The organism is Streptomyces sp. NPDC025784, assembly GCF_055558435.1.
In genome coordinates this window covers 845,519-869,627 of the sequence record NZ_JBVHMN010000001.1, presented here as the reverse complement: position 1 = coordinate 869,627, position 24,109 = coordinate 845,519, and the positions used below count along the sequence as shown (strand labels likewise).

The window sequence follows — 24,109 nt, the reverse complement described above, 5'->3', positions numbered from 1 at the left end:
GCCTGAGGCCGTGGCCCGGCCGCCCAGGACTCCGGTCGTCGCACCGGCAACCTGCATCGGCTGCGGCGCTACAGCCGTCGCCTGCGTCGGGTGCCTGAACACGCTGGTGCCGGCCCCTTCCTGGGGCCGGCACACAGCGCTCGGTGTGGCTGGGATCAGTGGCCGCCACCGCCGCCACCGCCGTGGCCACCGCCACCGCCACCGCCGCCGTGACCGCCACCGCCGTAGCCGCCACCGCCGTGGTCGCCGCCGTAGCCGCCGCCACCGCCGTGGTCGCCGCCGTAGCCGCCACCGCCGTGGTCGCCGCCGTAGCCGCCGCCACCGCCGTGGTCGCCGCCGTAGCCGTATCCGCAGTCGCCGTTCCAACCGTTGTCACAGTCGTCGTCGTGGTTCCAGGAACTGCTGTAACTGGAGTTGTGGTTCGAGCTCGCCGAAGCGGTGCCCGCCGTGCCGATCGCGGCACCACCGGCCATCAGCAGTCCGGCGGCCGATATCACGAAGACGCGCCTGGCGCGTTGTGATCGCATGGGAAGTCACCTCTCGCTCTCCATCGCCTCTCGCGGCTCCCAGAGCTGCGGACGCGAGGTGGAGGGCCGCTGCCGCACAAGGGAAAGGTGCGGCGCGGTCTTAGGGCTTACGGCGGCATTCTCCGATGCACCGCCCTGCCGCCGATGTCTCCAGAACCCCTGCGCCAGGTCGCGCCGGCGGCCGCTGTGACCGGGTTCCCGCGGTGACGGAACCTTTTCAGACGGTGTGCCACGAATCACGGCATTTCTTCCATAAAGTGTAACGCGCTACATGTCATGGGGGGCTGGGTCGATATGGGTAAGAATGTCGTAAGAAATGCAGCTCAAGAGATGGCTGGGGCGTACACGCTGTACGCAGGCACTCAAGGCGTTCGGGCGGTGTTTCGGGGAAAGAACGTGATGGGCGTGTCACCCGTGTACTGGACATCGCCGCCGGGCGGGCAATTCGCATCGGGATGGGTGCAGAGCCCATCGCGGTGTTGTGCGCTCAGCCGCATGAAGCCCGTGGTTGTGTCATCGCCCGCGAGGTCTTCAAGCACCTCACCGGCCAACACGCCTCACCGAAGCCACGCATCGAGATCGCTTGACGGCCTGTAGGAGCTTTGTCAACGGCGGCGAACGGTGGGACAGCGAGGCACTCGCAGCCGGATCGGCGAGCGACCCGTGCCCCTGTGCCGGCACGCCGCTCCGCGCTGTCAGATGCCGCCCGCGCTGCAACCCGGCGCTGCGTCACGACAGGGCGAACGGTGCCTGACGTGGCGCTAGACTCCTTCGGTGGCATATGAACTGAACTCGCTACTTGGCCGCCTTGTCGGTTGCCGCCTGTATTCGGTGCAATTCGTCATGGACTACGTCCAGCTGCGATTTGAAGCCGGCACGACCGACGACAAGCCTGTGCTCACATGCAACGTCCTGCCGACCGTCACCCTGTCCGGCCGGCAGTTCTCACCGACCGAGGCCGGCTGGGCGGAAGCGCTCTGGAGACTCATCCCCCAGGATGTGACTGCCACCGACGAGGAGACCGGGACCGGGATCAAGGTCGACTTCGCGATCGGCTCCATCCAGTTGCACCCTACTGAGAGTGAGCTCGTCGGTCCGGAAATCGCGATGCTCAACGGCTTCGAAGACCACTCTTGGATGGTCTGGCGGCCCGGCGAAGACGCCTTCGAAGATCTGTAGTTCACAGCTGACATCTGCGTCGTCGGACAGAGATGTACATCAGCATCCCTGACCGACTCTCGTGTCAGCGAGCGGCGGCCGCCGGAGCGGGCTGGGACCGAACTCCTGAAGCAGTTGTCGGCAGGGCGTGGCGCGGGTGTGCGTGCCCGACTGCCCGCAGAGGGATACGGCCATACAAATCGGCCCGACCGGCGAGAAGTTGCTGCCTCTGACGGTCAAGACGGCCCGGCGCATGCTTCGAGCGGTCACACGCACTGAGGTGAGCGGGGCGCTCGACCGGGTGATCGAGGCGCCGGCCGGGGCGAGCGAGGACGAGGCCACCGCTGCATTCGCCGCTGTGCTAGCGGTCCAAGCCGCAGGCGACCTCGGCGGTCGTGAGCCACCCGAGATACCAACCCGCGAAGTCCAGCGGAGAGCCGCCGGCGTCACGTACCGGATGCAGATCCTTGCCGTCGGATCGCGGATCACGCCATATTCGGCCGCGCTCCGAGCCCGTGACGACCAGCCAGGCCGTCAGCCCGCAGCCCTCATCACACAGGCACAGCGCGCCCGCAGTGAAGCGCGGGTCGTACTGCACATCTGCCAGACGGTCTTCCCACACCTCAAAGGCCGCTTCGAGATCGGCGAGGTCGTCGAAGTCCTCCATGATCGGCTGCTCGGCCAGGATCTCCACTGCTGCCTCCGGATCCGCCCCGCCCGGAAACAACTCGGAGACCATGCCCGGCTCGATCTCCTCAGGGGCATCTCCGATCCAGCGCCAACCGCCGGAGTCCACGCGCCGCACCGGAAAAAGCCCGTAAGCCGGGCCGGCCCCGCCGGCGCCGACGTGCAGCAGGAACGAGCGATAGTCCTCGGGCAGCTCAACTCCCAACCAGGCCTCGATATCGGCTGCCTCGGCCGCCGTCAGAGGTGCATCGAGCGCAAAGCCGTGCGCCATCGACCCGAACACCTTGCCGCTGCCCGATACTGCGGCCAGAGCCAGAACCCGCTCGCGTACCCCGGTCCAGTCGGTCATGGCGCCCGACGATATCGGCTGTCCCCGACTGTCCATGCGCAGGCCTGGCGCGCACCAGCAGCTCCTGACGGCAGGTCCGCAGAGGAGCTACGGGCGGGCCGGCGGATCCCAGACCTCGGCAGGCGCCGTCGCAGCGGCGTGCTCCAACCTCTGGATGAGCTCCCGGACGACCACGATCGACAGCACAGCGGCGCAGATGTACAGACCGTCGCCGAACATGATCTGCCGCAGGGCATCCCGAGCCTGGGTCGTGGTGACGGCCCTCTTCAAGTCCTCGGAGGCGTCGCCGGACAGATACGCATTGGCTGCGGCCAGGACGGACAGCCACCACGCCGTCAGCAGCGGATGTCCGCGCCGGCGCTGCGATTCCGGCCGGCCGGCGGCCCACAGGTCGTTGACGAACATCTTGGGTACGAAGAGCTGCGCCACCGGTATCACCCAGCCGAAGACCAGCCACGTCCTGCGCCGACGTTGTCCCTGACGCCAGAGCACGTCCGCAACGTCGCGCATGGTGGCGAGCCAGATGCTGAACTGCAACAGGGCCACGAGGAGCAGCCCTGTTCGCCAGCCCATGAGGTTTCTGAAGTACGTGTCGACCTCGACCAGTGGGTTGTCGACATAGGGTCCCGGCGTCAGAGGGTCCGCCAGCAGTCGGTACTTGTGCCAGGCCGCCAGCGCGGCCGCGACAGTCACCAGCGCGAACGCGGCGAGCACACCGCTGGCAAACCGGGCCTGCCCACGCGGCACCCTGACTGCTTCAGCCACTTCACACCTCCGGGAAGCCGCCCGGTCGGACTTCCCGCAGGTCGGCAGCGGATCCTAACCTCCACAGCCCGGCCGAGTCGGCCGGTGAGAGGCCGACTCAGCCCTGCCGCAAGGTCAGGATGCAGAGGGAATGGCCGTCGTCGGGATCCCCGACGTATGTCCAGAGCTTCAGTGTCTTGCCGTCTCGCAGTGCCTCGTAGGTGGAGCTCACGCGACCGGCTTCGAACGACACCGTGACGCTGCTCTGTCCCTCCGAGTCGTCCTCGTCCCAGGTACCCGATCCCGACCGGGGTTCGTTCTCCGGCCCGTAGGCGGAGATGTCGTAATCACCGCAGACATCATCGGCAGTGAACGTTCCGTCCGGCTTCAGCTCCAGTCTGCCGCCCCTGCCGTCACCCCACATGGTCGCTGTCCGCGATCGGGGCAGCTCGGCCGGCTTACCGTCAGGGACCGGCGGAAAGGCGAACCTGCCACATGCGACGAGGGCGGACGCGACGGCAACGAGGACCAGGACTGCCCGACAGGAACGCAACTCACGCCACCCCAACACTTTCCGGGACACGAACGACCTGGGTTCGAGTACGTGCTCGTCATCCTGGCAGCATTATTGAACATGTTCAACTCCTCCGTGCGGCTGCGCGATCACCCCCGTGCGTAGATCCGTTGCGGTGCACCGTGCCGCGACCGCGCCGGATGGTGGGGACTCGCGGGCTCAGCATGCGAGACCTCAGCGACCGTCGACGGCGGGCGGGAGAACACCAAGTAGCGGGCTGTTCATCAGCCGGAGACGGGATTGCACCCGGCTCGCACGGCAGTCCGCGGAGGGGGACGGCTGCCTTGTCCCGGCAAACTCAGCACGCTGGAGGGTGGGAGCCGGAGTGAGTGGCGGGCTGACGTGGGTCACCGACCGCCGTCGGGTGCGACATGGAACCTCGTCAGTGCGAAGACGATCAGGAGGTCCAGGGTCATCACGGGGATGGACCACGCCGGATAGTACGGAACGAACATGAACTGGGTGATCAGGCTGATCCCTGCGGCCACTACGCCGGCCCCGCGACCCCAGCTCTTGTTCGTCAAGACCCCCAGGCCGGCGATGACGAGCGCCACTCCGACCACCAGGTGAATCCAGCCCCAGGCGGTCAGGTCGAACCGGTAGGCGTACCGGGACGCGAAGAACACGGTGTCCTGTGCGATGCCGGACGCCCCCATGAGAATGCTGAGCGGCCCGCTGAGCAACAGCATGGCCCCGGCGAACAGGGACGCGCCGCTCGGTGTCTCGTTGCTGTCCGGCCCCCCGCGCCCTTGCCGTGTCTGGTTCGGCATCGCTGCCATGGCCGCTACCTTCCTGTACAGCGCGCTCACCGACGCACCATGCCCGTGCGCCGGCCGGCCGCGCTCCTCTGCCAGGATCACCGCGATCCTTCGGCACCGCGACTGCAATGAGCCGCGGGGAGGCCGGGGACTCCTACCGTGCCGCTCGGTGCTGCCCCGCGGACTCAGGCCATGTGGGCCTGGTGGGAGGGTCTCGTCGGTGTTCTCCGGCGTCCGGGGCCGTGGGTTGTGGTTGGTCGCTGGTGGACCTCAGTACCGATGTGGTGCCTCGTGCGGTGCACGCTGCCGCAGGCCGTTGTGGGGTAGGGGCTGCGCGTGCCCGTCGTACGGTGCCGCGTAGGAGAAGCCGTCGTACGGTGTCGGCTGCGCGAACCCGGCTTCCTGCGGAGAGTGGCCATCGAGCGGTGTCTCAGCGCCCGCCGGGGCCCGCAGGCTGCCGTACCGCTCCATGCGTTGCCACCGCAGGCGTGAGCCCGTCAGGGCGGTGAATACGGACTGGATCACCACCAGGTACATCAGTTGCCGGTAGACGAACTGCTGCAGTGGCAGGCTCCACAGCGGGCCGGGCCGTTCTCCGTCCAGGCGGAACGCGTACAGGCCCATCAGCAACTGCAGCAGCAGGAAGGCGAGCCACAGTCCGAGGATCCGGACCGGATCGAGGAAGACCAGCCCGTACACGGCGAAGATGTCCACAACGGGTGCCAGCAGGGGCAGAAGAACCTGGAAGAGCAGCAGATAGACCAGTCCTCGACGGCCCAGCTTCCCCGCGGCACCGCGCTGCACCATCGCGCCCCGGTGCTTCCACATCGCCTGAAGGGTGCCGTAGCACCAGCGGTACCGCTGCCGCCACAGGGCGTTCAGGGAGGCGGGTGCCTCTGTCCACGCCTTCGCGGCCTCCTCGTACACCACTCGCCAGCCGTTTCGGCACAGCGCCATGGTGAGGTCGGTGTCCTCGGCAAGGGTGACGTCACTGACGCCGCCGAGGTCCAGCAGCGCCTGGCGGCGGAATGCGCCCACCGCTCCGGGAACGGTCGGCATGCATTCGGCGAGGTCGAACAGGCGGCGGTCGAGGTTGAATCCGACCACGTACTCGATGTGCTGCCAGCGGCCGAGCAGACCCCCGCGGTTGACGACCTTGGCGTTGCCCGAGACGGCGCCCACGCGGGGGTCGGCGAAGGGCTGCACGATCGTGCGGACGGTGTCGGGTTCGAAGACCGTGTCGCCGTCCACCATGACCACCAGGTCGCAGGTGGCGAAGGCGAGTCCGGTGTTGAGGGCGGCGGGCTTGCCCGCGTTCCGCTGGCGGATCACCCGCACCGGCAGGTGGAGCGAGTCGACCAGGTCGGCGGTGCCGTCGGTCGAACCGTCGTCGACCACGATGATCTCGACCGGATGGTCCGAGGCGAGCAGCGATCGCACGGCCGCTTCGATCCCGGCGCTCTCGTTGTAGGCGGGGACGATGACACTGACGCGCTGGGTGACCGGCGCCCCCCAGGTGCGGCCGCGTCGTCGCGTTCGCAGGCGCCGGTGCCGCCGAGCGGCGATCAGCACGATGGCGGCTCGCAGCACACTGATCGCCCCGGCCGCATACATCAGCAGGCCCAGCAGCCGGACCACCCGGTCGCCGCCCTGCAGAGCCTTGATGAGGGCCAGCCCTTTGAGGTGATCGCCGAGGCCGGCGGCCTGGACAGGTGCGGCCATGCCGACCGCGTCGGACACTGTCGCGAACGTGAAGCCCTGTGCCTTGAGACGTGGCACCAGGGAAGCCAGCGCGGCGACGGTCTGTGAGCGGTCTCCGCCGGCGTCGTGCATCAGCATGATCTGCCCGCCGTCACCATGTGGTGTGGCATGGGCGAGGATGCGCTCCACGCCGGGGCGCTGCCAGTCCTCGGAGTCCTTGGTGCTGAGCACCGTGACGTAACCTGCCGCGTCGGCCTGCTTGAGCACAGACCAGTCGGCGTTGTCCAGCGTGGCGTTGTTCGAGGAGTACGGCGGCCTGAGCAGTGCGGTGGTGACCCCTGCGGCGCCGGCTACCGCCAGCTGCGTCTCGCGCAGTTCCAGCGAACGCTGCCACGGCGCGAGGCGGGCCAGGTCGGGATGGGTGAAGGTGTGGATGCCGATCTGGTGGCCCTCGGCGACGATGCGGCGGACCAGCTCCGGGTGGGCGACGACCTGGGTTCCGACGACGAAGAAGGTCGCGTGCACGTGGTTGCGGCGCAGTACGTCCAGGATCCGCGGCGTCCAGGTGGGGTCCGGGCCGTCGTCGAAGGTCAGCGCGACGGTGTGGGCTTTCGCCCGGGCGGTGTGGGCAGAGGTGGCGGCGTTCGCGATCACGGCGCCGCCGTGGACCACCTGGCTGGGCACCGAGTCGTTCCTGCCGCGGTCGGTCACGTCGTCCGAGGTGATGCCGAACATGTGATGGGTGTAGCCCTGAAGCAGCAGGGCCACCGACAGGGTCACCACGAGGACGCTCAGCAGCAGCCAATGGGTGCGGGGTGTGATCTGGCGGGTGCGGCTGCGACGAGGAGGAACGTTGCGGCGTCGGCGGTCGGTCATGTCAGGGGCCTTGGATCACTTCACGGGGTTGTGGGACGAGCCGAGCGCGCGGCCCTTGGACGCAGGGGTGGCGGTGGGAGTGGCCGTCGGGGCCGAGGCCGGCGACGCGACCCCGGTGGGCGTCGCGGTAGGGGCGGACGTGGCGGCAGAGGTGACGGACGCTGCTGTCGACCGGTCGGTGGAACCGGAGCTCTTCTGCACGGCTGTGGAGCGGGAGGTCTTCTGCGCCGCGGTGGGCCTTGCACTCGGTGCGGACCGGTCTGCGTCGGGCGCGGGCGAGTGGGGCGCGGTGGGGCGCGTGGTGTCCGGCTGCGGGACGAACGGGGCGTTGAGGCTGGGACCGCCGAGTACGGCACTGATCAGCAGGGCGGCGTAGCCGCCTGCGGGGAGCACCAGCAGTCGGGCGGCGCGCAGAACGCGACGCTGGCGTCGCCCCGAGGAATCGACGAAGACGGGGCTCACCGGCCCGCTCTTCGGCGCTTCCGGTGCGGCTGGGGGCGCGCCGGGCGTGCCGAATTCCGGAGGCGGCATGGTGAGGGTGTCGGCGCGGGGAGCGTCCCATGCCGCCGCGGCGGGGCTCGGCCCGGCGGCGTACTCGTCCGTGGCGACGACGTAGAGGTCCGGCCTGACGGTGTAGGGGTCGGTCCCGGCCGCACGGGTGTCACCCGTCGCGTGCGCCCATTGCGTGAATTGCGTCGAGTCCTGGGGCATCGTTGCCGTGCCGGTGGTGACGCTCCCGTTGTACTCGTGACCGTAGGCATACGTGTACCCGACGCCGTCGTACGGATATTCGCCGTACCCTCCGTCGCTTTCGTCCGTCCACCGCACGAGTCGTGCTCCTTGTCCTGGCTGACCGACACAGCCGTCCGATTGGACAGAGTGAACTCGGCCGGAAGTGTTACACCTCGGCCTCGCAGCACAGAACGAACCAGGCGAAAGGGGCGGCTCGGTCGGCGGGACCGGCGGGACGGCAGCACGTGGCTCGCCGTCGGTTCGCCGGACACGGTTCACCGCGACTGCTGTGCCGTGTTGCGGCCGTGAGCGCGCCCGGATCCTGAGATCCGTGGTTCCGGGAAGGTCCGTGATCCGGGCCCGACAGCCTGCCGCCGGTCCGATACGTGTGCGGGGCGGCCGGACCCCCGTGCAGTGGGCGGGGGTCCGGCCGCCCCAGTTGCTCCCCGTGCGCTCCCGGGGGGAGTCAAGAGCAGCACGGGGAGTGCTCTGGGGAGCGCGCGGTGCCGGTGCCGACGGGCGGTCGCCCACGATCCGTTCTGCACGCGAGTGGCACTCACACAGCGCACTACCGGCGCGGAACATCACCCGGCCGGAAGGCTTCCCGGTCGGACACGGGGCCGACGAGGCGACGAACTTCCGGTTCCTCCGGGGCAGACCCGTGACCGAGGGCTGGGGCAGCCCGGACGCGTGCCCCGTCCGCGGCGCGCAGCGGAGACGGCGTCGCGCGGAAGGCCGGAGCCGGCGTTGCCGCCGACTCCGGCCCGCAGAGGACCGGGGATGCCGCAGCATGGCGGCGGTCCTCCGCGCAATACACGTGACCGACCGGCTTGTTCAGCCGGTGAACGCGGTGGTGCCGTTCGGGACGCCGAGCCCGGACGGGCCGTCGTACCCGGCGGTGCCGGTGCAGAGGTAGGAACCGCCGCAGCTGCCGTTCGAGCCGCTGGTGACGTCGTACAGCGCCGACGTGTGCGCGTACGGGAAGGACGCCGGATAGGAGCCGGCGGACGGGGCGCCGCCCAGCGCGTAGGTCGCCGCGATCAGCGGGGAAGAGGCGCTGGTGCCCCCGAAGACCATCCAGCCGGTGGCCGAGCGGTAGGTGTCGTAGACCGCTACCCCGGTGTTCGGGTCGGCGACCGCCGAGACGTCCGCCACGGTGCGGTCGGCGCAGCCGGTGTCCTTCTGCCAGCCGGGCTTGGCGTCGTACTTGGAACAGCCGGAGCCAGCTCCGCTCCAGACCGTGTCGGTCCAGCCGCGGGAACTGGAGGCGGTCTTCAAGGACGTGCCGCCCACGGATGTCACGTACTTGGAGGCCGCGGGGTACTCGACGCCGTAGCCGTTGTCACCGGAGGAGACGGTGATGGCGACGCCCGGGTGGTTGAAGTAGCTGGAGTCGTACGTCGAGTCGCTCGAGGACTCGGATCCGCCGTAACTGTTGGAGACGAACTTCGCGCCCAGTTGGACGGCGGTGTTCACGGCAGTGCCGAGGTTGGTCATGGTCGGCGTCTTGGCTTCCACCAGCAGGATCTTGCAGTTCGGGCAGGCCGCGCTGACCATGTCGAGGTCGAGGGAGATCTCCTCGGCCCAGCCGGAGTCTCCGCGCGGATAGCTGGTGCCGCCGTTCTGGTCCACCTTCTTGAAGCAGCCGTTGGCCGTGGTGCACGGGGGCAGGCCGTACTGGGAGCGGTAGACGGAGAGGTCGGACTCGGCGTTCGGGTCGTCGTAGGCGTCGACGATCGCCACCGTCTGGCCCGAACCGCCACTGGCGGACGGCAGGTTGTACGCCGCCTGCAGCGAGGCGGGGCCGTAGCCGGAGGGCGCGGCGGCCGCGCTCAGGTCGCTCTCGGCGTGCGCCGATTGCGGGGTGCCCGCGGTGACCTGCAGGGCATTGCAGGCCATCTCTCCCTTCTTCGCCGGGGCGGCGCAGGCGTGGGCGACGGTGACGCCGCGGGACGGGGAGGCCGTGGTCTGGGCCGCCTGGCCCATGGGGGAGGCCAGGGCCAGTGCGGCCGTGGCGAGCGTGGCCACGGCGGTGAGGGATACGGTTCTGCGCAACGTACGTCCTCCACATGGTGGGTGAACCGGGAAGGGCTGTGGGGGGTGCGCGGTACGGCCTCGGCGCGGGATGCGCGCAGTGGCCGGGCAGACCGTATGGATGTCGAGGTCACGTCAACAAGAAGAAGGTTGAGGCGGGGACGTTTCTTTGCCTTTCCTGGGACGATCACGTTCCGTTCATGAGTGAGTCATGACGGAAAGCGGGCTCGACCATGGCTTGACCGACCCGAGTGACCGCATGGAAGGCAAGCGGGTCGTCCGTCCACGACGCCGTGCCAGGTGGGAGCCTCGGCCGATCCGGCAGGCCACGGGGGCAGCTTCCTCTGCCGACGGTCTCGTCTCAGGGCCGTCGAACCGCAGCACCTGCCCTCCTCTGCCGCGAGATCCGCTCCCGAGCCGGGTTGACCCTCGACCTTGTGCAGGGCCCAGAGTGCCGGGTGTGGAGAACGACATGCACAGCATTGGCGAGATGGCCCGCGACAGCGGTCTGGGCGTGAGCGCCCTGCGGTTCTACGACCGTGCCGGTGTGCTGGTCCCGGCCTGGGTGGATCCGGTGAGCGGTTACCGCTGGTACGAACCCGAGCAGCTCGAAGAGGCCCGGCTGTTGGCCCGCTTGCGGCGGGCCGGAATGCCACTGCCGGACATCAGGCTGGTGCTGGCCGGCTGGTCCGGCGCGGACACCGATCTGGTCCGAGAACTGCTCAAGGCGCACCTGCGCCGTCTCGAACAGGGACTGTCCGACGCCCGCGGCGAGTTCTCCGCGCTCCGAGCACTACTCGATCACCGGGAGAATCCCATGACTTCGCTCCGCATCGCCGCCGTCCGGCTGTCCGGCACCGCACCTGAGCTGGCAGCCGCGCTGGACGCGGTCCGTTTCGCGGCGAGTACCGACCCTGAACTGCCGATGCTCGGCGGGGTCCTGTTCGACATCGAGGGCGAGAGACTCCACGTCGTGGCAACTGACCGGTACCGGATGGCTGTCGCGCAGGCCGATGTCGCCGGGCACGACGGGAGCCGAGTGCAGGTCGTCGTGCCCAGCCCGCTCGCCGACGCGATGCGGGCGCTGTTGGACGGCGAGGGACCCGTGCGGCTGTCTTTGGACGGTGACCGCGTGACGCTGGGGGCGGGGGACGGGCAGGCGGCCGGTCAGTGCCTCGACCACGACTTCCCCGACTACCGTCGTCTCCTCCCTCAGGCCGCAGGGCGCCGCGCCGTCGTCGAGGTGGCGGCCTTCCGTAAAGCCCTGGAGACCGGTCCTGTCCGGTCCGAAGAGGCCGGAGCGCCCGACCTCAGTGTGCTCAGGGTGGAGGACGGCGGCACGGTGACCCTTTGCGCAGACGGTGACGCAGACCCGGACCGCGTCGCCGTCAACCGTGAGTTCCTCCTGGACGCGCTGGCCGCCGGAGCCCGGGACCGACTGATTCTCGAGGTCGACACCCCCGCGACGCCGATCGCGGTCCGCCGGCCCGACGACGAGGGCACCTTCTCGATCCTGATGCCGGTCCGCCTGGACGACTGACGGTCCACTCACCCTGATCCGGCTCGCCCGGTCCGATCGAGCAGTCGGCCGCCAAGGTTCCGCCCGGCGTGGTCGCGGGCCGCAGCGAGCGGGCCGTGTCCGCCTGCTATCGGGGCTCACCGCCGACCACGAGGCGAACGACGGGGAACAGCGGGGAACGACGGCGAGCCTCTCAGGAACATCCATGGCGGCGTCGCTCGGTCACCGATGGAGCAGCGACCGCCCAGGCGGACCAACTGGAGTGGACAGGCCCCGAGCGCCCCGGGCCAACTGGGAGGAGAGGCCCGCCGGGATCGCTTCCCGCGGCCGCACGGATGCGCCGTCCGACACCATGGAGCGCGCTCATGAACGGAACGGCCGCGGCGACCGACGGCGAGGAGACCGACGCGTCCGGCGCCACAGTGGTACGTCGTCGACGCAACCGGCAGCCAAGACGACCCCGACCGATGGGGGACCGATGACCGAGCACACGGGCGAGCAGAAGCGGCGCCCCGCACACATGGTGGCGGGCTTCTTGGTCGCGCTGCTGCCGGTCGCGGTCGCGGTGGGTGTGTACGTGTTCGGCCGCACGCACACACCCGACTACACCCAGGGCCTGTTCGGGCAGCACGGCGTCGGCGTCGTCGACCTCAAGGCGCGCCTGGGCAGCGCTCTGATGGCACTCGCGGTCGTCCAACTGCTGCTCGGGCTGTGGATGTACCGGCGCCTGCCGGGAGCGGGCGCCGCGCCGCACCGGGTGCAGCCCACACACCGGCTCATCGGCCTTCTCGCCTTTCTGCTGTCGCTGCCCATCGCCTACCAGTGCATCACCGCCTACGGAGTCGAGTTCTCGAGCAGCCGAGTGGCGGTGCACTCCATCGCGGGCTGCGTCCTGTACGGCGTGTTCGTCGCCAAGGTGCTGGTGGTACGCAGCCGCCGACTGCCCGGCTGGGCACTTCCGGCCGCCGGCGGCGCCTTGGTCACCGCCATCGCACTGCTGTGGTACACAGCCGCGTTGTGGTTCTTCGCCGGCTCCGCCCCCGGCTTCTGACCGCGCCGTCACCGAGTGCCTGCTCCGAGCGGTCACGCGCACTGAGGTGAGTGCGGCACTCGATGTCCTGGATCGTGTGGCTGATCGTCACCTGGCCGTTGGCGCCGGGTGTTCCGACCGGCGAGGTGGCATACGTGGTGCCGGTTCCCGTGGTGCCGGCGAAGCTGCTGCCTTCACCACCGCTGCCCCCGCCGGCCGCACCCAGGGTGGTGGCGGACGCGCCACCCCCGCCGCCGAAGTAGCCGCCCCCGCCGCCGCTGACGACGAGTCCGGTGCTGCAGCCGGAGTAGTTGCCGCCGGCACCTCCCGTGCCGACCGTCGCGCCGGAGGATCCGCCCCCGGCGTTGCCTGCCTGGCCGGTGCAGGACCCGGCGGTGGCTCCCGCGCCGGGCGCGCTGGTGGTTCCTTCTCCTCCGCCGCCTCCGGGCGAGCCGCCGAGAGTCCCGCCGACCGCGCCGTCGGTGCCCTCGGGGGTTCCGCCGGCACCTCCCTGGCTGGGGAGATTGCGTCCTCCGTTGTCGCTTCCTCCACCCGCTACCACGAGCAGGCTGCCGCCCGTCGCCACGCTTGACGCCCCGCCCCCGCCCGAGCCGCTGGACACGGGAGTGGTGGTTCCGCCTCCGCCCGCGCCTCCGCCGTCGTAGCCACCGGCGCCGTCAGCGGTGATCGTCGCTACGTCTGAGTGACGTCGACCGCACGGGGCCGGGGCGCGGCAGCCGCCGGAGCCATCCCGACACCGGACAGGACCACACACAGGGCTGTCGCGGTGCCTGCTCCGTACCGTCGCCGACCGCTGCCGAGCCCCTCGCGCCGTCGCTCCGACGGCGCGGTCGAAGACCGCAGCATGTACTTTCCGTCCGCCGATCTCTCCCAGCTCATTGGTGTCAGACGCGTCAGCGCCCGTGCGCAGTCAGCAGCAGTCCAGCGCCCCGCTGCCTCACGGTGCACGCAGACGCGCTATATGAGACGGAAAGAAGTGAAATGATCGATGAGTCCCTTCTGTGCATCAAGGGCGCGTCCTGCGTGTGCCCGCCCGACGAGGTGACCGCATCCGTCCGCACCGCCCCGGAGTCGAGCAGAGGAGGACACCGGGCGGCGCGCCGCGGAGTCGAAGGGAACCCTCGGAGGGGACCACGGTGAAAGCATCGGGACCCGGCTGCACCGTCCGACCGCCGTCAGCGCCGCACACGGCCGGGGCGGGTCGCCGGCAGGAGACCGGGCGGTACCGGGACGGAGGCGGCCCCGTTCCCGACTGCGGGCACGTCGTGGCGCACGTGACGGGAGTGAGGCACGAGTCCGGTGCTGTCCGGGTCAAGGCTTAGGGTTGGTTGGTAGGTGAAGCGGCCTGTCGGGGACCTTCGATCGGCACCGAGCGGCCGCACCGGGTGCTCATCCCGAGCTGGGGGTCCTGCGGCTCGTGAGGGCGAGGCAACGTGAGTGATGGGCCTGCGCAACGCTCACCGGCCACCGCGGTCTCCGAGAGCTCTGCGGCGGGACGGGCGCGCGTGCGTCGGGAGGCCCGCCGTACGCATCTGCAGACCCTTTCGGTCGTTGCTGTGGGTGGCGCCCTGGGTTCCTGTGCGCGCTACGGAGCGGCATTGATCTGGCCCACGGGGAAGGCGGCGTTCCCCTGGACGACCTTGGGCGTCAATGCGGTCGGGTGCTTCATCATCGGCGTGTTCCTGGTGATGATCACAGAAGCCTTCACCGTGCACCCATTGCTGCGGCCGTTCTTCGGGACGGGAGTTCTGGGCGGCTTCACGACCTTCTCCACGTACTGCGTCGACATCGAACGTCTGGTGCGAGCGGACAGGGCCGGCCTCGCCCTGACCTACCTGGCGGCGACCGTGGTCATCGCCCTGGCCGCGGCGAAGATCGGCATGGTCTCCACCAGACGCATCCTCGCGACGAGAGGACTGTGATCATGCGACTCCACGGACACGCACTGCGCCTGACCATCATCGTGGACGACACGGACACCTGGCAGCACAAGCCCCTGTTCACGGAAATCGTGCACCGGGCCCATGAGGCGGGGTTGGCCGGCGCGACGGTTCTCCGGGGCGTGGAGGGCTTCGGGGCGACATCGGTCGTGCACACCACACGGCTGCTGTCGATGGCCGACGACCTGCCGACGGCCGTCATCATCATCGATGAGGAGGACCGCATCCGAGCCTTCATGTCCCAGCTCGAAGAGCTGCCCATCAGCGGCCTCGTCACCGTCCAGCCGGTCGAGGTGGTCCACTACAAGGGCCGGGAGGCTGCAGCCACATGAGGTTCCTGCTCGTCATTCTCGGAGGGGCCATCGGCGCCCCCATGCGGTATCTGATCGACCGGAGCGTCCAGGCACGCCATGGCACCACTTTCCCTTGGGGCACGTTCGGAGCCAATGTCACCGGATCGGTGATCCTGGGCACGCTGACCGGAGCGACGCTCGCCGGAGCCGCCTCGCCGAACGTGCAGCTTTTCCTGGGCACGGGCCTGTGCGGGGCCCTGACCACCTACTCGACGTTCTCCTACGAGACGCTCAGCCTCGCCGAGGCCGGAGCGCGCTTTCTCGCCGCGGTCAACGTAGTGGCCTCGATCGTGGCCGGGCTGGGCGCCGTGTTCATCGGCCTGACCTTCGCGCAGGCGGCTTTCGGCTAGGCCGACGCCCCGGGGTCGCCGAACGATCCGCACCCGTCCCTGCGGGCCTCTGCCGGGAACCGGACCCCTCAGACCTGTGCGGGGACGGAATCCCGGTCGGTGCACCGCATGATCCCGACCCTTTCGACGATCACGAGCCCTTCGTCGATCAGCTCGCGCAGCGTCGGAAGGAACCGGCGTACGCGTTCCTCGTCGTCCACGATGACGATCACCAATGGCAGGTCCTGCTTCAGCGACAGCATCCGAGGCGCGTGCATGACCGAGGAGGCTCCGAAGCCCTCGACGCCACGGAAGGCCGTCGCGCCGGCCAAACCCGCCTCATGGGCGCGATGCACGATCTCCGCGAACAGTGGCCGGTGATGCCAGGTGTCGCACTCCTCTATGAAGATCGTCAGCTGCAGGGCCGATTCCATGGGCATCATGACGTCCTCCTGGCCATCACACAGGCGCTTTGCGCCGCGCGCGGTCGGCCCAGCGGCAACCGATGTGTCCCGGGGCCCGCCGCGCCACGGCAGATCCAACCCGAAGAACCGGCCACGTCCACCCGGACGGCCGAACAACGTGAGCTGCAGTTGGGGCCTTCCATTCCGTAGCCCTCCTACTCGCGCGGGCCGACAGACAGGCCAAGATCACTTCACGAGTAGGGACTGTTGGTGGCACCGAATGCCACGGTTGGGTACGGCGAGCCCCACCGCCGCGTAACCGCAGCCGCAAGACGACTTCGGCTACACGTCCAAGATATCGCCATTCAGCACACTATGGAATGAATCCACCGCCTCCCGTACGCCTTTGCCGGGGCTCGGGAGAACGAACGCGGACTACGGGTCCCGCTCGGCCACCGCGTGCAGCGCCGCCGCCAGAACCTGTTCCCGGTCGCCGGAAGCGTCGACGGTGAGGCCCGGCTCGTCGGCCCCGAGCGGATCCAGGATGTCGTACTGGGAGTCGAGCAGCCGCGGAGGCATGAAGTGTCCCTTGCGACGGGCGATCCGCTCCGCGGCCACCGCTCGGTCCAGAGCCAAGTGGACGAAGCACAGGTCCGCGCCCGTCCGCCGGAACCGGTCCCGGTACTCACGTTTGAGCGCGGAACACGTGGCGACGCCCCCGTGCCCGCCTGCCGCCGTCGCTCGAATCCACTCCGTGAAGGCGGCCAGCCACGGCTCGCGATCCGCGTCGTCGAGGGGATGGCCTGCGGCCATCTTGGCGCGATTGGCAGGGGGGTGGAGGTCGTCGCCGTCCAGGAACGGCACGTCGAGCCGTTGCGCGAGGCGTGGTCCGACGGTGGACTTGCCGGACGCCGACACGCCCATCACGATCACCACGCGTGAACCACCGACCACGCTGGTCAACGAGCCTCCCTGAGGCGACGGGTCGAAGACTGGAGCCACCTCCACTATCACCTGTCGTGCCACGGAGTGCTGGATGAGCCGGCCCTGGGCGGAGCGCGTCCAGCTCGCCACTGTCCCTCACCCGCAGCAGACCGTCGCGCGGGGATGTGCCCGATGGGAACCACAGCCTCACGGCAGGACGCTCCCGGCCTGACGGTGGAGAACGCCAGACCGGGAGCGGCGGTCGGTGTGTCTTCGGCTGTCGCGTCAGCCGGTGCCCTGCTCGACGGGCAGATGGATCGGACCGCGAAGAACCGGGCTGCGCCGGTAGGGCGGTGGATCGGCGACCAGCCGGGGCCGGTCGAGGCGGCGTACCAGCTCGGTCAGCGCGATCTGGGTCTCCCGCCTGGCCAACGGGCCGCCGAAGCACAGATGGATACCGCTGCCGAAGCCGAGATGCTGGTTGTCCCGCCGGTCGGGGTCGAAGCGGTCGGGATCGTGGAAGCGGTCCGGATCGCGGCTGCCCGAGGCCAGCATGAGCATGATCTGCGAACCCCTGGGGATGACGGTGTCGGCGACGGTGATGTCGCTGTACGCCGCCCGCCACGGAATGATGTGCACGGGAGGCTCGTAGCGCAGGAGTTCCTCGACCAGCGGGACGACGAGGCCCGGGTCGTCGCGCAGCCGCTGGAGCACCTCCGGGTGGCGCAGCAGCGTCAGCATGCCGTTGGTGATGAGGTTGACGGTGGTCTCGTGGCCGGCGATCAGCAGCAGGTTGGCGGTGGAGACGATCTCCTCGTCGGTCATCCGCCCGTCCGGCCCGTCGTCGTTGGCGAGCCGCGTCAACAGGTCGTCGCCCGCCCGGCCATGGCGTTGCTCCAGCAGTCCGCCGAGGTACTGGCGCAGGTCCTTGCGGGCCTGCAGCCCCTTTTCCAGCTTCTCCTTCGGGTCGATCTTGGGGTTGTAGTCGATCGAGTCGACGATCGCGTCCACCCACAGATGGAACCTCGGTTCGTCCTCGCGCGGCACGCCGAGCAGGTGGCAGATCACCGTGACGGGGAACGGGTAGGCGAAGTCGTCGACGATGTCGATCTGCCCCTTGCCCGCGAAGCCGTCGATCAGACTGCTCACGACGGCGGTCAGATCGTCGTCCATCCCGGCCACCAGGCCCGGGGTGTGCGGGGGCCCGAAGTGGCGCATCGCCATACGCCGCAGGCGGTCGTGCTCGGGCGGATCGAGGTTGATGAACGGCGGTGTGGTCTCTCCCTCGTGCGAGGGCATCGGATGCGCCAGATTGCGGACGTCGGAGCTCAGGTGCGGATCGTGCAGCAGTTCGGTGAGCTCGCGATAGGTGCTGACGACGTAGCTGCCGTCCTCCTGCCGGGCCACCGGCGTCCTGCGCAGCTCGGCGTACAGCGGGTACGGGTCGGCCCGGGAGGAGTAGTCGAGGATCCTGCGCAGCGTGTCGGGCATCTGGGTCGTGGTCATCTTCCCTCCTACCGATGGTGCTGCTGCAGGGACGTGACGCGCCGCTCACTCGGGGCGTTGCCGGTGACGACCACCGTGGCTCCCTGGGCGATCAGGGCGGGGCCGGGGAAGTCGACGGGCACCGGTTTGGAGTCGACGGGCTGGTCGGGCGTGGGGCAGGGCGGCGGGAAGGGTGCGGCCGTCTCGATCAGCTGCCGGTAATGGTCCAGCCACTTCGCGTTGTTGAAGCTCACCGCCGCGGTGACGCGGCCCTGGTAGCCGTAGGCGGCGACGAAGCGGCGGTCGGACACCGACCCCTGGGTGACGACGACCTCGTCGGCGAAGGTCGGTACGCCGACGGACTTGATGTTGGCGCCGAACTGGATCGACCAGAACAGCGGGATGGACAGGTGGGGCCAGCGGTCCGCCTGGGCGCTGACCATGTTGTGCGCCGCGACCTCGGCCTGCTCCACGGCGTTGGCCCAGTGCTCCAGCGAGATCAGCCGGTACTCGTAGATCGGGTTCGGGCAGCGGGCCACGTCTCCGGCGACGAAGACGTCGTCGGTGATCAGGCCGTTGATGTCGAGGGCGCGGCAGCCCGTGTCGCAGGCGATTCCCCAGACACCTGCCGCCAGTCCCGAGTCGCGGAGCCAATCGGTGTTGCGGATGCCGCCGAGTGCCACCACCGCGACGTCGGCGTCGATCGTGCTGCCGTCGTCGAAGTGGGCGCGGCGGAGGTGCCCCTGCGCGTCGCCCTCCAGCCGGGTCACCTTGACGCCACAGCGCAGGTCGACGCCGTGAGCGCGCTGCATGTCCGCCGCGACCTCACCGACCATGGCGCCGAGCGCCCCGACCAGCGGGGCCGGCGCGAGTTCGGCGACGGTCACCGGGATGTCGCGCTCGCGGCAGATGGAGGCGATCTCGGAGCCGGTGAACCCCGCGCCGATGACCAGGACGCGCGAGGGCCCGGCGGCGAGGGCTCGCTGCAGACCCTCGGCGTGTTCGCGGGTACGCACGACGAACACTCCGTCCAGGGCCGCCTCGCTCTCGACGAACCAGGGCCGGGCCCGTACCCCCGTGGAGATCAGCACCCGGTCGAAGGGAACCTCGCGTCCGTCGGCGAGACGTACGACGTTGCTCGCCATGTCCAGCCCGCTGGCGGGCACGCCCAGCAGCCACTCCGCGTTGATGTCACGGCGCCGCGGCAGCGTGGTGCCGCTGGCCGGCACCCATCCGGTCAGTACCTGCTTGGACAGGGGAGGCCGGTCGTAGGGCTCGCCCAGCTCGTCACCGATCATGGTCAGCGAGCCGGTGAAGCCCTCGGCGCGCAGAGCCTCCGCGGCCCGCAGCCCCGCCAGCGAGGCTCCGACGATCACGATGCGGCCGTCGCGTCTGAACGCTCGCAGGGTGTCCGCACTGGTCATGACGACGACGCCTCCACCGGTGCCTCCCGCCCCTCCAACTGGTCGACCAGAATGGCCTGGACCGGGCAGGCCGCCGCGGCGCGCAGCACCTGTTCGCGCCGGGCGTCGTCGGGGCTGGGGTCGTACATCAGCGCTTCCTCGCCGTGCATCCGGAACACGTCCGGAGCCAGGAAGGCGCACTGCGCATAACCTTCACATCGGGAAAGATCAACGACAATTCTCATCCCGGCCTCCACGGGCACTGCAGACTGCGGACCCTGAAGCCGGTGCCACTGCGGCACGCGCGCGACATGCTCGCGGAGGAAGTCGGTCGTCGCTCAGCCCAGCGGGTGCGAGGGGGTGCACACCGGGTCAGTCGGGTCTCCACAGAAGGAAGTTGTTCGCCACGAACAGAGCGACTGGCCTCCGTGGAAGCGACTGGCGTCTCTAGAACCGCCCAGGGAACCTGACTTGTCGAGAAAAGCGTATCCCGCGCGCCCATCACCTGCACTTGGGGAACCAGGGCGGCAGTGCGTGTTCGTCCCCCGCATGCCGCGTGCTCCTGCGGCCATGACCGTGCTCGGTGATCCTTTGTAGGTGGCGTGGAGCGACCCGGTCCGCGGAGTGCTCCTGCTTCGTGGTGTCCGTCGCTCCGACGGCCGCGGTCAGTGCAGTTCTTCGATGTGCCGGAGGCACGCATGGGAAACGTACTGGGCGATGTACTGGGCCTGGCGGCGGCCGTCGCCATCAGCCCGCTTCCGATCGTCGCCATCATCATCGTGCTGGCAACGCCTCATGGACGCCTGAACGGGTTGGTGTTCGCCACCGGCTGGGTGCTGGGTCTGTCGGCCGTGGGCGCGGTGATGCTGCTGATCGGCGGCAAGGGGAGTGCCGACAGCCACGGGCATCCCGCGGACTGGGTGGGGGTCCTCAAGCTCGTGCTGGGAGTGGCGCTGGCCCTCTTCGCCGTGCGGCTGTGGCGCCGTCGCCCCAAGGACGTCACGCAGGCGCAGTTGCCGCAGTGGATGGCCGCGATCGACCGCTTCACGCCGGTGAAGATCTTCCTCCTCGCCCTCCTGCTGTCGGCCGGAAACCTGAAGAACGCTCCGCTGACCATCGCCGCAGCAACGTCGATCAGCGCGTCGGGGGTGCCGGTCGGACAGCAGATCGCCGCGCTGGCGATCTTCATCGTCATCGCGTCCATCGGACTCCTGACCCCGCTCGGCGTGTTCCTGGTCATGGGGGACCGGGCGAAGAACATGCTGGGCAACTGGAAGGAATGGGCCGCGCGGCACAACGCCGCCATCATGGCGGTCCTGTTCTTCGTGTTCGGACTGAAACTGCTGGGGGACGGCATCGACGTGCTGACCTCCTGACCGCGGGCGTGCGGTGCCGCCCGGTCGGGGCGGTGGAGTGCTCCCGGGCCACAGTGCGAGGGCCGTCGCAGGCCGGTGCGTGACCGTGCCCCCCGAGCCCCTGCAGGCGCGGCGTGTCGCCCTTACCCGGGCGGCGTCGCCCCTATATCGTCGAACAGGCTGAATGGGTGTTTCGTGAAGAGGAAATCGGAACGGCTCACCCTACTGGCCTTACGGTGAACGGGTGGAGTGGGAATGGAGTCCGGGGAGACCCGCAATCCGAGATCGAGCGGCAAGCGTGGCCTACCGGAAATCCATTCTTCGCTGCGTGCCACCGCGACGGCGGCGGCGGGCGGGACATTGGTCATCTGGTGGCCGGCGTTCACGTTCGGCGCTTACGACGCCATCTTCTTCGACAATGTGCTGGCCCTCTGGGCGGTGGCCACAGCGGTACTCCTCGCGGGCCTGGCGCTGCACAGACAGGTCTCCGTGCCCTGGGGCAGCTGGGCCGCGCTGCTGCTGCCGTCGCTCTGGATCATTCTCGGCATGACGGCACCGATCAGCAAGGGATTTCACTACCTCCACTATTTCGAGGTGGCCGTCACCATTCTGAGCGCCCCCTATCTGACGTGGCTCCTGTCGAAAATTCTCCTGTCCGACTACGACGAGCTTCCTACGGCTCAGCGTTTCGGAGCCGTAGGCATCACGCTGGTCATCGGAATTCTCGCCTTCCTGCTCGGCAAGTTCAATTATCTTTTCCTCACCTGTGCGGACTTCGATGTGAGCGGCAACAACACACCGCCCGGCTGCGCCAAGGGCCCGCCCTACCGTCTGCGCTGAATGCGCGAGGACGCACGCGTCGGCCACTGCGGCGCGGGTGAGGGAGCAGGTCCGGTGAGTCCGTCCGTCGTGGTGCGCCGTGTGCGTGTGCCGGGGGCGACCTGCCGGGGCGGTGGTTGCGTCCCGCGTGGGGGACGGCGACCGTGAGCGGGTGATTCTCGTTCCGGGGTGGCTGTGGCAGCGGGGGGCGGTGAGCCGCGCCGTGGCCGCCGGCCTCGCCGCCGGCGTCTTCTCCGGGGTGTTCGTTCTCGTCGAGTCGGGGTCATGGGCGGGCGCCGCGGTGGTCTTCGTGGTGCTGAGCCTCTTCTGCGGGATCCGCACGGCGCGCCGGATGGACCGGATCTGGCCCGCGGCGAAGGAGATGCCGTACGCCGACCGCGTGGCCGTGGTCCGCGCCACCCGGTGCGGCGAGGCCGTCGACGATCCCCGGCTGGCGCCCCCGGTCGTCGAGTACGCCGGTGCCCTGCGCCGGGCCGCCGAGGACGACCGCCTGCACCGCCCGCTCGTCCTGCTCGTCACCGCGCTCGCGGTCGCACTCGCCGTGTACGACACCCTGACGGGCGAGACCGGCGAGACGGTCGTCTCGTGGCTGGTGGTCCTTGTCCTGCTGGCCGACCTGTTGTGGTGGCCCCGCAGGCGGGAGCGCCTGCTGGCCCGTGCCGGCCGGGCGGAGGCGACGGCCCTGCGCAGGACGGACAGGGGCTGCGCGACGGGCGACTCCTGACCACGGGCGGCGGTCCGCCTGTCCGGTCGAGCCCCCGCCCCGATGGAGAGGGGGCTCAACCGGGTTCGTGGTCCGCTCAGTCGCGGCCGGTGCCAGGACCGTAGGCCGCGGCGATGTCCTTCGACGTCACCCACCGGCTGTAGGTGGGCGACTGGGGCCAGCCTTCGGGCGAGTCCTGCCATTCCTCCTGGCGTCCGTACGGCAGGAGGTCGATCAGCGCGAAGGTGTGGCTGAGCTGCTCGGTGCCGCGGCCGTCGGTGTGCCAGGTGCGGTAGACGGTGTCGCCGTCGCGCAGGAACACGTTGACCGCGAACCCTCCCTCGGGCGGTGCGCCGACGTCGGCCCCGAACGAGCTGTTCGCGGTCGAGTACCAGGTCATCCGGTTGCCGACCCGCTGCTTGTAGGCGAGTGCCTCGTCGATCGGTCCCTGGGTGACGACGACGAACCGCGCGTCGTAGTTGTCCAGGAATTCCAGCCGGGTGTACTGCGAGGTGAATCCGGTGCAGCCCGGGCACTGCCATTCCTGGCCGGCGGACCACATGTGGTTGTAGACGATCAGTTGCCGCCTGCCGTCGAAGACGTCCGCAAGCCGGACGGCGCCGTCCTCGCCTTCGAGGGTGTAGTCGGGCATCTCGACCATCGGCAGGCGGCGTCGCTCGGCGGCGATGGCGTCGAGCTCCCGCGTCGCGGCCTTCTCGCGGGCACGCAGTTCTTCGAGCCGGCGCTCCCAGGTCGCGGTGTCGACGACAGGTGGTAGGGCGTGGGTGGTCATGGTCCCCTCACAGAGCTCGTGCGCGATTTCGCTTGTGCAGAGGTGGACTCCACGGGTCTGCGGAACTCATCGGTCGCCCGCCGGCAAAGCGGTGGTGTCCCCGAAACGGGCGCACTGAGAGGCGCGCGGCGTCCTGGGGCGAGCGCTGGGCGCGAACCGACTCCGGCGATCCGTCGTTTGAGCTTCTTACCTGCACGGGCTGGCGATGGTCGCGATCGAGCAGTTGTCGCAGGCGTTGCGGCGCCCGGACCCCGCGGCGGTGTGACGCCGGTGCGGCGAGCGGCGACGATCTTCGATCTGGACGACACGCTGGTCGACAGCGGCGCGGCGTGGGGACGCGTGTGCGCCGCCTTCGCCGCCCGGCACGGGCACCGCTGGCGGGCCGAGGACGACGCCGCGCTGCACGGCAACGGCGGCTGGGCGTCGTACGTCGCCGGCTCGTGCGGCGGCGCGGCGGGCAGCGGAGGTGGTGGAGACCTGTGCGGCCGCGATGGCCGTCGAGTGCGCGGCAGGCCGGGTTCCGGCGCTGCCCGGAGCGCTGGACCTCGTGCGTGAGGCCGGTCGCCACGGCCCGGTCGCCGTGGCCACGGCCAGCCCGCGCCGCTACGTCGTGGCGATCCTGGCGGAGCTGGGCCTGGCGCCGCGGTTGGGGGCCGTCGTCTGCGGCGAGGACGTGACCTCCGGCAAACCCGCTCCCGACGCCTCCCTGCGCGCTGCCGCGGGGATCGGTGTCCCGCCGTCGGACTGTGTGGCGGTGGAGGACTCCGCGAACGGCATCCGGGCGGCGTGCGCCGCCGGCATGCGCGTCCTCGCCGTCCCCCGGGCGGGCACCCCCTGTCGGCCGATGTGGCCCGGCCGCCCACGGCGCAG

At 69.7% G+C, this 24,109-nt stretch carries 25 protein-coding genes and 1 pseudogene; 12 read left to right on the top strand and 14 right to left on the bottom strand.

The window, feature by feature from the left end; genetic code table 11:
• Positions 1 to 155: 155 nt before the first annotated feature.
• Positions 156 to 527: a hypothetical protein gene (locus ACZ4IF_RS03815; RefSeq protein WP_467559229.1), complete on the bottom strand. Its 372-nt coding sequence runs from the start codon at positions 525 to 527 to the stop codon at positions 156 to 158.
• A gap of 774 nt (positions 528 to 1,301) precedes the next feature.
• Between ACZ4IF_RS03815 and ACZ4IF_RS03810 the strand changes: the two genes are divergently transcribed.
• On the top strand, positions 1,302 to 1,706 hold the full coding sequence (locus ACZ4IF_RS03810) for a hypothetical protein (protein WP_467559227.1): 405 nt from the start codon (positions 1,302 to 1,304) through the stop codon (positions 1,704 to 1,706).
• Between the two features lie 340 nt (positions 1,707 to 2,046).
• On the opposite strand, the gene ACZ4IF_RS03805 is transcribed toward ACZ4IF_RS03810, so the two are convergent.
• The 7 genes from ACZ4IF_RS03805 to ACZ4IF_RS03775 form a co-directional block, all read right to left on the bottom strand.
• Positions 2,047 to 2,721, bottom strand: a complete 675-nt coding sequence (locus ACZ4IF_RS03805; protein ID WP_467559225.1) for an SMI1/KNR4 family protein — start codon at positions 2,719 to 2,721, stop codon at positions 2,047 to 2,049.
• Between the two features lie 87 nt (positions 2,722 to 2,808).
• On the bottom strand, positions 2,809 to 3,486 hold the full coding sequence (locus ACZ4IF_RS03800) for a DUF4328 domain-containing protein (protein WP_467559223.1): 678 nt from the start codon (positions 3,484 to 3,486) through the stop codon (positions 2,809 to 2,811).
• Between the two features lie 97 nt (positions 3,487 to 3,583).
• Entirely contained in the window at positions 3,584 to 3,889 is a 306-nt protein-coding gene (locus tag ACZ4IF_RS03795; RefSeq protein ID WP_467559221.1) for a hypothetical protein, read from the bottom strand.
• Between the two features lie 497 nt (positions 3,890 to 4,386).
• Entirely contained in the window at positions 4,387 to 4,899 is a 513-nt protein-coding gene (locus ACZ4IF_RS03790; RefSeq protein WP_467559219.1) for a DUF7144 family membrane protein, read from the bottom strand.
• A gap of 168 nt (positions 4,900 to 5,067) precedes the next feature.
• A complete protein-coding gene (locus ACZ4IF_RS03785) occupies positions 5,068 to 7,374 on the bottom strand; it encodes a bifunctional polysaccharide deacetylase/glycosyltransferase family 2 protein (RefSeq protein ID WP_467559217.1) in 2,307 nt (768 codons plus the stop codon).
• A 15-nt stretch (positions 7,375 to 7,389) separates the two neighbouring features.
• A complete protein-coding gene (locus tag ACZ4IF_RS03780; protein ID WP_467559215.1) occupies positions 7,390 to 8,202 on the bottom strand; it encodes a hypothetical protein in 813 nt (270 codons plus the stop codon).
• A gap of 738 nt (positions 8,203 to 8,940) precedes the next feature.
• On the bottom strand, positions 8,941 to 10,161 hold the full coding sequence (locus ACZ4IF_RS03775) for a S53 family peptidase (RefSeq protein WP_467559214.1): 1,221 nt from the start codon (positions 10,159 to 10,161) through the stop codon (positions 8,941 to 8,943).
• A gap of 451 nt (positions 10,162 to 10,612) precedes the next feature.
• On the opposite strand from ACZ4IF_RS03775, the gene ACZ4IF_RS03770 reads away from it, so the two are divergent.
• The 6 genes from ACZ4IF_RS03770 to crcB (ACZ4IF_RS03745) all read left to right on the top strand — a co-directional run bounded on the left by ACZ4IF_RS03770 (position 10,613) and on the right by crcB (ACZ4IF_RS03745) (position 15,353).
• Positions 10,613 to 11,680 carry a DNA polymerase III subunit beta family protein gene (locus ACZ4IF_RS03770; protein WP_467559212.1) on the top strand — a complete coding sequence of 356 codons (1,068 nt, stop codon included), beginning with the start codon at positions 10,613 to 10,615 and terminating at the stop codon, positions 11,678 to 11,680.
• Between the two features lie 457 nt (positions 11,681 to 12,137).
• Positions 12,138 to 12,710, top strand: a complete 573-nt coding sequence (locus ACZ4IF_RS03765; protein WP_467559210.1) for a DUF6529 family protein — start codon at positions 12,138 to 12,140, stop codon at positions 12,708 to 12,710.
• Between the two features lie 62 nt (positions 12,711 to 12,772).
• Entirely contained in the window at positions 12,773 to 12,952 is a 180-nt protein-coding gene (locus ACZ4IF_RS03760; protein WP_467559208.1) for a hypothetical protein, read from the top strand.
• A 1,263-nt stretch (positions 12,953 to 14,215) separates the two neighbouring features.
• Positions 14,216 to 14,632, top strand: a complete 417-nt coding sequence (crcB, locus tag ACZ4IF_RS03755; RefSeq protein WP_467559206.1) for a fluoride efflux transporter CrcB — start codon at positions 14,216 to 14,218, stop codon at positions 14,630 to 14,632.
• Positions 14,632 to 14,982, top strand: coding sequence for a DUF190 domain-containing protein (locus ACZ4IF_RS03750; protein ID WP_467559952.1), 351 nt, complete (start codon positions 14,632 to 14,634; stop codon positions 14,980 to 14,982). The genes crcB (ACZ4IF_RS03755) and ACZ4IF_RS03750 overlap by 1 nt, the downstream gene beginning before the upstream one ends.
• Positions 14,979 to 15,353, top strand: a complete 375-nt coding sequence (gene crcB / locus ACZ4IF_RS03745; RefSeq protein ID WP_359487225.1) for a fluoride efflux transporter CrcB — start codon at positions 14,979 to 14,981, stop codon at positions 15,351 to 15,353. Before ACZ4IF_RS03750 ends, crcB (ACZ4IF_RS03745) begins: the two co-directional genes overlap by 4 nt.
• Positions 15,354 to 15,421: 68 nt before the next feature.
• On the opposite strand, the gene ACZ4IF_RS03740 is transcribed toward crcB (ACZ4IF_RS03745), so the two are convergent.
• The 5 genes from ACZ4IF_RS03740 to ACZ4IF_RS03720 form a co-directional block, all read right to left on the bottom strand.
• Complete coding sequence (locus tag ACZ4IF_RS03740; protein WP_359487227.1) at positions 15,422 to 15,775, bottom strand: DUF190 domain-containing protein; 354 nt, start codon at positions 15,773 to 15,775, stop codon at positions 15,422 to 15,424.
• 396 nt (positions 15,776 to 16,171) lie between these two features.
• Positions 16,172 to 16,660, bottom strand: a complete 489-nt coding sequence (locus tag ACZ4IF_RS03735) for a gluconokinase (protein WP_467559950.1) — start codon at positions 16,658 to 16,660, stop codon at positions 16,172 to 16,174.
• Positions 16,661 to 16,945: 285 nt separating this feature from the next.
• Entirely contained in the window at positions 16,946 to 18,166 is a 1,221-nt protein-coding gene (locus tag ACZ4IF_RS03730; protein WP_467559204.1) for a cytochrome P450, read from the bottom strand.
• An 8-nt stretch (positions 18,167 to 18,174) separates the two neighbouring features.
• Positions 18,175 to 19,569, bottom strand: coding sequence for an NAD(P)/FAD-dependent oxidoreductase (locus ACZ4IF_RS03725; RefSeq protein ID WP_359487231.1), 1,395 nt, complete (start codon positions 19,567 to 19,569; stop codon positions 18,175 to 18,177).
• Positions 19,566 to 19,793, bottom strand: a complete 228-nt coding sequence (locus tag ACZ4IF_RS03720; protein WP_467559202.1) for a ferredoxin — start codon at positions 19,791 to 19,793, stop codon at positions 19,566 to 19,568. The genes ACZ4IF_RS03725 and ACZ4IF_RS03720 overlap by 4 nt, the downstream gene beginning before the upstream one ends.
• A gap of 453 nt (positions 19,794 to 20,246) precedes the next feature.
• Between ACZ4IF_RS03720 and ACZ4IF_RS03715 the strand changes: the two genes are divergently transcribed.
• From ACZ4IF_RS03715 to ACZ4IF_RS03705, 3 genes are all read left to right on the top strand, one after another.
• On the top strand, positions 20,247 to 20,924 hold the full coding sequence (locus tag ACZ4IF_RS03715; RefSeq protein WP_467559200.1) for a GAP family protein: 678 nt from the start codon (positions 20,247 to 20,249) through the stop codon (positions 20,922 to 20,924).
• 234 nt (positions 20,925 to 21,158) lie between these two features.
• Positions 21,159 to 21,743: a hypothetical protein gene (locus tag ACZ4IF_RS03710; RefSeq protein ID WP_467559198.1), complete on the top strand. Its 585-nt coding sequence runs from the start codon at positions 21,159 to 21,161 to the stop codon at positions 21,741 to 21,743.
• A gap of 151 nt (positions 21,744 to 21,894) precedes the next feature.
• The gene (locus ACZ4IF_RS03705) at positions 21,895 to 22,467 is read left to right on the top strand and encodes a hypothetical protein (protein ID WP_467559196.1); all 573 of its coding nucleotides are present in this window, start codon (positions 21,895 to 21,897) and stop codon (positions 22,465 to 22,467) included.
• Between the two features lie 76 nt (positions 22,468 to 22,543).
• Here ACZ4IF_RS03705 and ACZ4IF_RS03700 read toward each other — a convergent pair whose 3' ends face one another.
• Positions 22,544 to 23,239 (bottom strand): DUF899 domain-containing protein, encoded by a 696-nt coding sequence (locus ACZ4IF_RS03700; RefSeq protein ID WP_467559194.1) that lies wholly within the window; start codon positions 23,237 to 23,239, stop codon positions 22,544 to 22,546.
• A gap of 270 nt (positions 23,240 to 23,509) precedes the next feature.
• Between ACZ4IF_RS03700 and ACZ4IF_RS03695 the strand changes: the two genes are divergently transcribed.
• Entirely contained in the window at positions 23,510 to 23,794 is a 285-nt protein-coding gene (locus tag ACZ4IF_RS03695; protein ID WP_467559192.1) for a hypothetical protein, read from the top strand.
• Positions 23,706 to 24,047: pseudogene (locus ACZ4IF_RS03690) on the top strand (HAD family hydrolase); the annotation flags it as partial. The gene ACZ4IF_RS03695 and the pseudogene ACZ4IF_RS03690, both read left to right, overlap by 89 nt.
• Positions 24,048 to 24,109 lie beyond the last annotated feature (62 nt).

Coding starts and splice junctions, on each gene's coding strand:
- ACZ4IF_RS03815 (WP_467559229.1), bottom strand. CDS start 527: ATGCGATCACAACGCGCCAGGCGCGTCTTCGTGATATCGGCCGCCGGA.
- ACZ4IF_RS03805 (WP_467559225.1), bottom strand. CDS start 2,721: ATGACCGACTGGACCGGGGTACGCGAGCGGGTTCTGGCTCTGGCCGCA.
- ACZ4IF_RS03795 (WP_467559221.1), bottom strand. CDS start 3,889: ATGTGGGGTGACGGCAGGGGCGGCAGACTGGAGCTGAAGCCGGACGGA.
- ACZ4IF_RS03785 (WP_467559217.1), bottom strand. CDS start 7,374: ATGACCGACCGCCGACGCCGCAACGTTCCTCCTCGTCGCAGCCGCACC.
- ACZ4IF_RS03770 (WP_467559212.1), top strand. CDS start 10,613: ATGCACAGCATTGGCGAGATGGCCCGCGACAGCGGTCTGGGCGTGAGC.
- ACZ4IF_RS03765 (WP_467559210.1), top strand. CDS start 12,138: ATGACCGAGCACACGGGCGAGCAGAAGCGGCGCCCCGCACACATGGTG.
- ACZ4IF_RS03760 (WP_467559208.1), top strand. CDS start 12,773: ATGTCCTGGATCGTGTGGCTGATCGTCACCTGGCCGTTGGCGCCGGGT.
- crcB (WP_359487225.1), top strand. CDS start 14,979: ATGAGGTTCCTGCTCGTCATTCTCGGAGGGGCCATCGGCGCCCCCATG.
- ACZ4IF_RS03740 (WP_359487227.1), bottom strand. CDS start 15,775: ATGATGCCCATGGAATCGGCCCTGCAGCTGACGATCTTCATAGAGGAG.
- ACZ4IF_RS03735 (WP_467559950.1), bottom strand. CDS start 16,660: ATGGGCGTGTCGGCGTCCGGCAAGTCCACCGTCGGACCACGCCTCGCG.
- ACZ4IF_RS03730 (WP_467559204.1), bottom strand. CDS start 18,166: ATGACCACGACCCAGATGCCCGACACGCTGCGCAGGATCCTCGACTAC.
- ACZ4IF_RS03725 (WP_359487231.1), bottom strand. CDS start 19,569: ATGACCAGTGCGGACACCCTGCGAGCGTTCAGACGCGACGGCCGCATC.
- ACZ4IF_RS03720 (WP_467559202.1), bottom strand. CDS start 19,793: ATGAGAATTGTCGTTGATCTTTCCCGATGTGAAGGTTATGCGCAGTGC.
- ACZ4IF_RS03715 (WP_467559200.1), top strand. CDS start 20,247: ATGGGAAACGTACTGGGCGATGTACTGGGCCTGGCGGCGGCCGTCGCC.
- ACZ4IF_RS03710 (WP_467559198.1), top strand. CDS start 21,159: ATGGAGTCCGGGGAGACCCGCAATCCGAGATCGAGCGGCAAGCGTGGC.
- ACZ4IF_RS03700 (WP_467559194.1), bottom strand. CDS start 23,239: ATGACCACCCACGCCCTACCACCTGTCGTCGACACCGCGACCTGGGAG.